Source organism: Streptomyces sp. XM83C, from assembly GCF_023072675.1.
Taxonomy (GTDB): domain Bacteria; phylum Actinomycetota; class Actinomycetes; order Streptomycetales; family Streptomycetaceae; genus Streptomyces; species Streptomyces thermocoprophilus.
On sequence record NZ_JALLGL010000253.1, the window covers coordinates 1 to 9,241 of the forward strand.

Annotated in this window: 7 protein-coding genes and 1 pseudogene; 2 read left to right on the forward strand and 6 right to left on the reverse strand. The window is 71.3% G+C overall.

What is annotated here, in order from left to right; genetic code table 11:
* Window positions 1-638: 638 nt before the first annotated feature.
* Complete coding sequence (locus MTQ10_RS23405) at window positions 639-3,161, forward strand: DEAD/DEAH box helicase (RefSeq protein ID WP_247472082.1); 2,523 nt, start codon at window positions 639-641, stop codon at window positions 3,159-3,161.
* Window positions 3,162-3,223: 62 nt separating this feature from the next.
* Here the strand turns inward: MTQ10_RS23405 and MTQ10_RS23410 are convergent, their stop codons facing one another.
* Window positions 3,224-3,388, reverse strand: coding sequence for a hypothetical protein (locus MTQ10_RS23410; RefSeq protein ID WP_247472083.1), 165 nt, complete (start codon window positions 3,386-3,388; stop codon window positions 3,224-3,226).
* Between the two features lie 30 nt (window positions 3,389-3,418).
* Window positions 3,419-4,825: a replication-relaxation family protein gene (locus MTQ10_RS23415; RefSeq protein WP_247472084.1), complete on the reverse strand. Its 1,407-nt coding sequence runs from the start codon at window positions 4,823-4,825 to the stop codon at window positions 3,419-3,421.
* A 730-nt stretch (window positions 4,826-5,555) separates the two neighbouring features.
* Between MTQ10_RS23415 and MTQ10_RS23420 the strand changes: the two genes are divergently transcribed.
* Complete coding sequence (locus MTQ10_RS23420) at window positions 5,556-5,969, forward strand: hypothetical protein (RefSeq protein WP_247472085.1); 414 nt, start codon at window positions 5,556-5,558, stop codon at window positions 5,967-5,969.
* A gap of 390 nt (window positions 5,970-6,359) precedes the next feature.
* On the opposite strand, the gene mobF is transcribed toward MTQ10_RS23420, so the two are convergent.
* The 4 genes and pseudogenes from mobF to MTQ10_RS23440 all read right to left on the reverse strand — a co-directional run.
* Entirely contained in the window at window positions 6,360-8,330 is a 1,971-nt protein-coding gene (gene mobF / locus MTQ10_RS23425) for a MobF family relaxase (RefSeq protein ID WP_247472086.1), read from the reverse strand.
* A gap of 143 nt (window positions 8,331-8,473) precedes the next feature.
* Window positions 8,474-8,800 carry a hypothetical protein gene (locus tag MTQ10_RS23430; RefSeq protein ID WP_247472087.1) on the reverse strand — a complete coding sequence of 109 codons (327 nt, stop codon included), beginning with the start codon at window positions 8,798-8,800 and terminating at the stop codon, window positions 8,474-8,476.
* A gap of 138 nt (window positions 8,801-8,938) precedes the next feature.
* Window positions 8,939-9,130, reverse strand: coding sequence for an integrase core domain-containing protein (locus MTQ10_RS23435; RefSeq protein ID WP_374117675.1), 192 nt, complete (start codon window positions 9,128-9,130; stop codon window positions 8,939-8,941).
* Window positions 9,127-9,241, reverse strand: a pseudogene (locus MTQ10_RS23440) (IS5/IS1182 family transposase); the annotation flags it as partial. The gene MTQ10_RS23435 and the pseudogene MTQ10_RS23440, both read right to left, overlap by 4 nt.

Genomic DNA, 9,241 nt, shown 5'->3' on the forward strand with positions numbered 1-9,241 from the left:
CCTCCCGGCTTCGCCGGGAGCAGCGAGCCGGGGCGCTGCGCGCCCCGGCCGCTCCCGCTCCGCGTGAGCGGGAGCGGTTCGCTCCGCTCACCGCCAGGCGGCACGCGCTGCGCGCGCCCCGCCAACCGCAGGGCAGGCGCCTCGCGTTGCGAGGCGCGGCCGGCCTCCGGCCGACCCGTGGCCTCCGCTGCGCTCCAGCCGACCGGTGACGTCCCGTCACCAGGCGTGCCACGCTCCGCGCGGCCCACCCACGGGCCTACGGCCCGAAGCAGCAGCAAGGAGCGGAGGGGTGACGGACAGTCGAAAGAGTGAGAGGCCGAACCAGGGGGCTACCGGGCTGAATTGACCGATCGTCAGGCTGCTTTCCGGGGTGCCCATAAGGCAACAGTAACAGAATTCAGCCACATTCGAGGGACTTTCTGCGTTCTGACTGCTTCACTTTGAAGCACGAGATAGACTCTGGACTCAGACAGCACCGCCACTGAGGAGTCTGGATCGGTTCTCGATCACGCTCCTCCGCTACTGGATCGAGGCTGTGACCGGGTTCCGGTGAGGTTCACCGTAGCTGATCACACGCCATTTACGTGCAGGTTTCCCGTTTCCAGCCCCACCGAGAGCCCAGGAGAAGGCAGACGGATATGTCGACCACAAGCCGAGCCGATCAGCGTGAGGCGGCGCAGCAGGAAGCCATTGACGCGGTTGTCCGTGCCCTGGAATTGCCTGCAAGATCGCTTGTGCCCGAGAGGGGTCTTCGGACTCAGGTGATCATGGCGACCGGGTCCGGCAAGACCCGGGTCGCGGCCCGCAGCGCGGAGAAGCTCCGTGCGGGCCGGGTGCTGGTGCTCGTCCCCTCGCTGGACCTGCTCACCCAGACCGAGGCCGCGTGGCGCGTGGCCGGCCGTACGGGCCCGATGATCGGGGTCTCGTCCCTGCGGGGCGAGGACGTGACCTTCCCCAACACCACGGACGTGGACGAGCTGGTCGACTGGGTGCGACCGTTCGACAAGGTCACCGTGTTCGCCACGTACGCCTCCCTCGGGCTCGGCACACTGGAGCGCGCGCACCAGGCCGGCCTTCCGGGCTGGGACCTGATCGTGGTCGATGAGGCGCACCGGACGTCGGGCCGGATCGGGAAGCCGTGGGCGGTCGTCCACGACAACACCCGCATCCCGTCCCTGCGCCGCCTCTACATGACCGCCACGCCCCGCCTGTGGCAGCTGGACGAGGACGCCGCGGGAGCCCCGGGCGAGCTGGTAGCGAGCATGGAAGACGACCCCGAGGGCCCCTTCGGCAGCAGGGCGTTCACCCTGACCCTGTCGGAGGCGATCGACCGGGGAATCTGTGCCCCCTACCAGGTGGTGTGCGTGGACATCACCGACACCCAGCTCCAGGCCGCCCAGCTCCTGGGCGCCGAGGGCCGCTCGGACGAGGTCCGCGGGGCCCGGCTCGCAGCCCTCCAGACGGCGCTACTCAAGGCGTCGGCCGAGGAAGGCTTCCGCCGGACGCTCGTCTTCCACCACCAGGTCCGCGAGGCCGAGGCGTTCGCGGCCGGCCTGCCCGACGTCGCCCAGCGGCTGCACGCCGCCGACCCCGAGCTGTACCCGCGCACGATCTGGGCGGACTGGCTGTGCGGCGACCACAAGCCGGGCCACCGGCGCCGGGTGCTGGGCGAGTTCGCCGACGGCATCGCCACGGACGGCACGGTGGTGGAGAAGGGCTTCCTGGGCTCGGTGAAGGTGCTCGGGGAGGGCGTGGACACCCGGGAGTGTGACTCCGTCTACTGGGCCGACGTCCGCGGCTCGATGCCTGACCTCGTCCAGGCCGTGGGCCGCGCGCTGCGGATGCACCCGGGCGAGGGCAAGGTGGCCAGCCTGGTCGTGCCGGTGCTGCTCGGGCCCGGCGAGACGGCGGACAACATGTTGACCTCCAGGGCGTTCGGTGGGTTGGCGAAGCTGCTGGAGGCGCTCAGGGCGCACGACGCCCGGGTGGTGGAGCAGTTGGCGCAACAGCAAGCTCCCAGCGCCTACAAGCCCGTCCAGAAGGGCGCACAGGGCCAGGAGAGCCGGGGCGAGGGGAACGGGCCCGGCGGCCCGTCGGCCCCGGCGCGGAAGCTGCTGAAGTTCAGTACCCCCCGCGACCCGGCGCAGCTGGCGGCGTTCATCAACCTGCGGGTCCTCAACCCCGAGCACGAGCACTGGCGGCGCGGCATCGAGGCCGCCGTCATCTACGCCCGCGATCACGGCGACCTGAAGGTGCCCTTCACCTACCGGGTGCCCGGCGGGGAGGACCAGGCGGTCGAGGCCGAGGGGTGGCCGGCCTCGCTCGCGAACTTCCCGCTCGGGCAGTGGATCGCCGACGCTCGCCGCTTCTACGCCCGCGGCGACATGGACGAGGGCCGCATCGAGCAGCTGGAGAAGCTGGGCATGGTGTGGTCGCACTTCGACGTCGCGTGGGAGGAAGGTCTCGCGGCGGCGCGGGGGTGGGCCGAGGAGCACGGGCACCTGCTGGCTCCGCTGGACGCCACCTTCCAGGGCTACAAGGTGGGCATCTGGCTGAAGAACGCCAGGGCCGCCGCTCGGAAGGCGCAGGAGATCGAGCAGCGGCGTGCCGAGGGTCTGCCGGTGGAGTCGTCGGCCGGAGCCATGTCGGCGGAGCGGCGCGAGCAGCTGGAGGACATCGACCCGTCGTGGTGCCCGAGCTGGCCGGTGGAGTGGCAGCGTGCCTTCCACCTCACCCGCATGCACCTGGAGGCCGGTGGCGAGCTGCCGACCGAGCCCGGTGACGTCGTGCACCAGGGCGAGGACCTCGGGCGGTGGGTGCGCTCGGTCCGGCTCGGATGGGACAACCTGACGACCGTGCAGCAGTGGATGTGCGAGCAGGTCCTCGGGATCGAACCTGCGGCCGAGGACGAGAAGCCGCCGCCGCGCCGTACGCAGGCCGACAAGTGGGCGCTGAACTACGAGGCCGCCCGGCAGTTCTTCGAGCGCGAGGGGCACCTGCGGGTACCGAGGAAGCACGTCGAACGGATCGTCGTCGGCGAGGACCAGCAGGAGCGGGAGCTCCGGCTCGGTGCGTGGATCGGGAACCAGCGCAGCCGGGCCGCGACGTTGTCCCCGGAGCGGGTGGAGCTGCTGTCCGCGATCGGGATGCGGTGGGCGTAGCGGGGCGTGGACGAGCCGCGGGGCCGGGCAGGGTAATCCTGTCCGGCCCCGTTGTCGTCGGGTCAGCCGCCCTGCTGTGCGTCCTTCCAGCGCCTGGTCAGTTCGTCCTTCCAGCCCTTGGGCGGGGGCCACTGGACGCCCCAGGCGGCGAGTTGGTCACGCTTCCAGCCGCCGGCGGGCGTGCGAGCGGCTTCGATCTCTTCGGGCGACGGCAGTTCATCAGGCATGTGTGGTGAACGAACGGCACGCAGTGGTTGTCACCCGGCCCCGGGCCGGAAGCGCGAGAGCCAGCCGCCCTCGGTCCTCTGCTCGGGGACGGCCTGGTCGTGCTCCTGGTGCTCGGGCCCGGCCTGCTCGGCTTGGCGTTCGGCGGTGATGGCGCGCTGCTTGCAGCCGTCGCACAGGTGCGGATGGGTGTCGCGTGGAGTGCCCCACCCGGCGGGCTCGATGGCCTTCCACCGTTCGTCGGTGAACCGGTTGCCGCAGCCGGCGCACACGGGGCGGCTGGCCTCCCGCTCGGCCTTGTGCTGTGCGACGATGCGGCGCAGCTCCTCCTGGTGCTCCCGCTGGCGGGCGGCGTACTCGGCCTGCTTGCGGGCGTCGTGGGCTTCGCGGCGCGGATTGCCGATCGCCTCGAGGAGGGTCTGGTTATGCGGTCGGCCGAGGCGCCGGAAGACGGCTCCGGCCGGGCCGTGCTCTTTGAGCTGCTTCATGCCGGTGACCACGATGGGCAGCTTGCCGTCGTACATGTGGAAGCCGTCCTCGTACCAGGTGCCCTTCCAGTGCCGCTCTGTCAGTTCGGCCAGCTGCGCGATGATGGTGTTGGGGTTGCGCGGGCCGATCCGGTTGAAGACGAGCAGCAGCGGCGGGTGCGGCTGGTCGCCGCGGCGGCCGTCGGGCACCCACCAGCGGGTGCGCCACATCGGCCGCTTCTTGCCGTCGACGTCCTTCACCTTCCGCTGGCAGAACCGCATGTACTTGTCGATCTTCGCGGCGAGGACCGGCGCGGACTCGAAGCAGTTGTCGATCTCCACGAACAGCAGCGGCACCCCGTCCTCGGGCGCGGTGATGACGATGTCCGCCTGGGTGCCGCCCTTGCCGGGGTTGGACCAGGTACCGGTCGCGGGCAGCGCCACCTCGGTCGCGTAGGAGGCGATGGTGCCCAACCCGGCGGGCGCGTCGACGGCGGCCTGCGCGGCGGCGCGGACGTCGGCCGGCTCGCTGGCGAGCTGGGACAGGTCTGGCTTCGGGCGCAGCAGGGCGAGCACGGCCTCGTTGACCGTCATCGGGTGGGAGGCGCCAGTGCGGCCCGCACCGCGGGCGGGGTCGCCCATCTCCCCGACCGGCCGTCCCAGCTCGCGAGCGGCGGCCTTCAATCCCATCGGGGTGAGGTTGCGCAGCCTGTCCCCGCCCGGGAGCTGTCCGCCGTTCTCCGCCAGGCTGTGCTTGCGCAGATCGGACAGCGCCCCGAGATGCGCAGCGGTGCGGGCCTGCTTCCGCTTCGAGGGCGTCGGCTTGTCGGTGTGCCGGTAGTTCAGGTGCGGAGCTGCGATCTGCTGGATCTGTTCGACCGTCGCGACCTTCAGCACCCCGAGCACGCGCAGCACGTCGCCGCGCAGGTTGTTCGACGACCCCGCCGGGTTCTCCTCACGCTTCCCCGCCATCAGCCCCGCCCTCCCGTCGTCCGCGTCCGGCCACCGGCCGGGCGCCGGCCCCGCCCGGCCGCGGAGGGCACCAGTCGCGCCCTGAACCCGATGATCGCCTCCACCACTGACACCCCACCCCCACCCATTTCCCAGGGCTTGCTCAGTGAGAGGAGGAGAGAAGAGGGTAGTGACAACGCGGGGCGCGGCCATATCTGCGTGGTGAACTGGGCTTTCTCCGTCCGGCTCGGTGCCGGGCACCAAAGTGGGTTCCACAGTGGCGTCCCAAGTGCGCACCGCAGGAGGCCGGGGCGGCTTGCCCGGTGCTGGTCGGGCCCGTGGTCGGGGCGGGCGCGCCGGGCGCCTGCCGGTGGTCGGTGCGTGGTCATCGCAGGGGCTCCTTCGCTTCGGCCGCCCTGGTGGGCGGTGATCGAGGGAGCAGCGTGCAAGGGGCCCCCTTGTCCGCGGTCTGACCGTGGCCGGTAGCGGGCGTGGTCAAGGGGAAACGTGGCCGTGGTCGGGGCGGTAGCAGAGGTGGACAAAGGGTCATGGTCGGGCTCGTGGTCGCCCCGACCACGCTGGACAAGGAGGCCCGGTTTGACCCTTGCAGACCCGATTCGCCGGTTTCGGCTCGGGGGGAGAGTTCTCTGGCCTCTGTCCACAGGCTGACGGGCCGACCCTGCTGGGACGTCGCCGTGATCGGCACGGCGCCCGTACGTCAGAGCTGCCCATGTCCCCCATCGTTCCCTCGTTGCCCCCGCACCTGGTCCAGCTCGGCTTCGACTACGTCCTGGCCGCGGAGACCGGCGACGACGCCACGACGGCGCGGCTCGCGCCCGAGGTGGAGCAGTTGCCGGGACTGCTGCCGGCCATCGCGGAGCTGGTCGTCTTCCCCGTGACCGCGCTGTCCGACGACACCGAGCCCTGCGCCGACTCCTTCGCCCTGAACGAGGTCGGCGTCATCTCCCTGATGGCGATCCGCGAGTGGGCCACGCACGCCCCCGCGGCTGCCGCGCCGGGGATCGCCCGCACCATCGCGCACTTCGTCGGCCAGGTCCTCGCCGCCGCCCCGACCGACACCGTCCAGACTCTGCAGGAGCTGCGCGACGAACACGTGGCGCGGGCCCGTGCGGTGGTGGAGAACGTGGTGGCCCTACACCGCTGACCACACCACCGCACCGGGTGAGTGCGCACCGGTGCGGTGGTGCGCACCGAGTCCATCCGGTGCGCCTCCACTCGGTGGGCGGTGCGCGCACCTGTGCGGCCGGCGCGCGGGAGTGGCGCGCACCGAGTGGACGCGGTGCGGTGGAGTGGGCCCGGGTGGAGGCGGTGCCGTTTCTCCTTGACCTGAGCTGAGGTCAAGGAGAAACGCACCGGGTGGATGCGCGGCCCACTCCCGTCGATGGCGTCCACTTCCACCCGGTGGGCTCCACTCGGTGGGGTGGATGTCGAGCACGGTGGCGTCCACTCCCGGACGGTGGACTCCACTCGGTGGACTGGACGCGGGGCGTCGTCGGTGCGCACCACCGCACCGGGTGCGCACCATCGGGTCCACTCAGTGGCCGGCCTCCCGGCCGCGGTGCGGTCCGGGCTCCTGCGGGCGGTGCGCCTGCTGGTCGTCCGGGCGCACCGGGCGCACCGCGTCGGCGTCGGCCTGTGCGGTGTCGCGGTCCGAGCGGGCCCGGGCGTCGTCGCCCGCCTTCGCGAACGCGTCCTGAAGGCGGCGCAGCCGGTCGGCCGTGAGATCAAGGGCTTCCACGTCCGTGCGGGACTCCCGCAAGGCCCGCAGCGCCGTCATGTCGATCGCCTCCCCGCGACCGGCCTTCGGCTCCCGGTCGTCGTGCTCGGGGTCGGCCGGCCCGGGCGCGAGCAGCTGCTCGGGCATCGCCGCCTGCTGGTGGGCGACGACGTCGTACGCCCGGCCCCGCACAACGGTGGCGGTGGCGGTGCGCAGCTTCTCGCGCACCACCGCGCCGGCGAGGACGGCGCGCTCGTACTGGAGCGGGACGCGGGGGATCTCCCACTCCCTCGCATCCTGGCCCGGCGGCCGCACCTCGGCGGGGTCGCCGGGATCGGCTGGCGGTTGCCGGTCCGGGCCCGCCGCAGAAATCGGAGGTCGGCGGCGGGCGGGGAGGTCGGACAGGGACCACCGGGCGGTGTAGAGGCGGTAGTCCGACAGCAGGCCGATCGTGGTGGTCGGCTCGCTGATGTCCAGGCAGTGGGTGGAGATGGCGGCGGCCACAATCTCCTCGTCCAGGCCGGGGTCGCGGCGGCGGCCGCGCAGGACCAGGGCGAGATGACGGCGGGCTTCGGCGAGCAGGTGCCGGCGGTGGAAGCGGCCGCCCTCGTTCATCACGAACACCGTCGCGGTGACGTCGACGGCCGCCAGGGCGACATCGACCACGGCCCCGACGCGGGCCCGGATCGCGGCGGCCGCGGCGCGGGCGCGCTCGAGGAGGGAGTTGATGACGTCGGCGGCGACCTTGGAGGTGAGGATCGCGCTCACCTTCCACCAGACACGCAGCTGCGCGAGCGGCTGGGCCTTCCGCTTGGGCAGGCGGGTCTTGCGGGCGGCGATCTGGTTCATCTTGGCGCGGGCCCGCTCCGAGACCACGGGCAGGAACTTCAACTCGCCGTCGTCGTCGACGGCGGTGACGTACTCGTGCTCCAGCTCGGCCAGGCAGGCGGCGATCTGGTCGCTGCGCCGGGCAGTCCAGCGGATCAGCTCGTGCGGCACCCCGGCAATCTCCATCACAGGTCGGCGCCCCGGGGTAACGGTGCGCGGCTCGGTCGCCAGCCCCAGCGCCTCGCAGACCTCCGCGGCCACAAGCTCGTTGTAGAGCGCGGAGGCCGCGACCGTGTTCTCGTGCAGGGCCAGAGTGTGGATCGAGCCCCACTTCCCGTCCAGGCGCTGCCCCTTCACGCTCAGCAGCAGATGGTCATGGAGCAACGGCTGGCCAGAGCGAGCCTCGTAGTGGCGGAAGCGGGCGGCGACCAGACCGCCGGGCGGCCTCACCCGGTAGATGCCGTCCTTGCCGTACCGGATCACCGCGACCTCGTCCTCGATCCACTCCAGCACCCGCTCGATCGCCCGCTCGTGCGCGGCCTCGATCACCCGCCGCGTCTCCTCATCCCCGAACGCCCACAGAAGGTAGATCGTCGGCTGCGGCCGGAACACGAAGTCCACGCCCGTGACCGTCACCCGGCGTCCGAGGGCGCCGGCCTTGAACGCCTTCTTCGCCGACTCCCCCTGGGCGAGCCGGTCGGCCTGGATCTGGTCCGCGTACGGGTGGCGGCCGCGCTCGCCGAACAGGTTCCGCAGCTGCGCCTCGGTGACCTCCTGGACCGGTGCGATTCCGAGCGCGGCAAGGCCGCGGCCCATCCAGCGCCCGGCCGGGACCCCGGCTTGCTCCTGGGCGACGCGCAGCGGTGTGCGGGCCGGGCGTCGGCCGTCACCAACAACCGTCTCGCGGAGGTAGTAGCGGTACATCTGACCGGCCCGGATCACTCTGATATCCACTGTCATGCAGACCACGCCACACGGCTGTGACCTGCAAGAAAAGGCCGATCAGCGGCACGCTCCGCCAGGCGGGAGCAGCGGCCGAACTTTCTTTTCAGGTGCCCGCCGGGCGGGAAGCGGCCCCGGGCCGGACGCGAATGTCATCGCTCTCAGGTTCGTGCCCACAAGTAGCCGTCCAAGTGCCTCAAGAGGGCTTGGACGCTCAGAACAGCAGCAAACGCGAACTCGCTGCGGTAACTGCCTTTGGCGGCATGGTGCGCGGCAAGGTGCCGGTTGAAGGTGACCTGCTTCGGCGCTGGCCCGAACGTGTTCTTCAGCGATGTGACCAGCAGGTAGGCGGTGAACATCCCGGGTCTGATGCGACTGGTGCCGTCGTACGCGGCGAGGGCTCCTTTGAGCCTGTTGTGGCTGCTCGTCCCCGTGAACTGGGCGTTGGTGAAACGGTCTGCCAGCCAGTCGTGACCGTGTTCACGCATGCAGGAGTCAAGGACATTGCCCAGGAGGGCTTGCGCGGCGGAGTCTTTGCCGTCTGCGAGGCAGTCAACGGCCTCCTCAACGAGCTCCCGGTAGACGAGCAGGTCGGGGTGTGAACCGCTCCGGGATCGGTGGAGGCTCTATGCGTTGACTCCAGCCGCCGGTTGGGGCTGGTGTTGAGCGTAGTGGTTGGTCTCGTGCTCGTGGGGCGGGATGTCGCCGATCGCTGTGTGGAGGCGCTGGTTGTTGAACCAGTCGACCCATTCCGCGGTGGCGAGTTCAACGTCGGCCAGGCCGTGCCAGGGCCTGCGCGGCTTTAGACGTTGTTTCAGTTGGTGAGTCGGCGGTAGCTGATGAGGGCTGCGGCTATGCCGACGAAGGCCAGGAAGTGTTCGGCCTTTCGCTCGTAGCGGCGGTGCAGGCGTCGGCATCCGGCCAGCCAG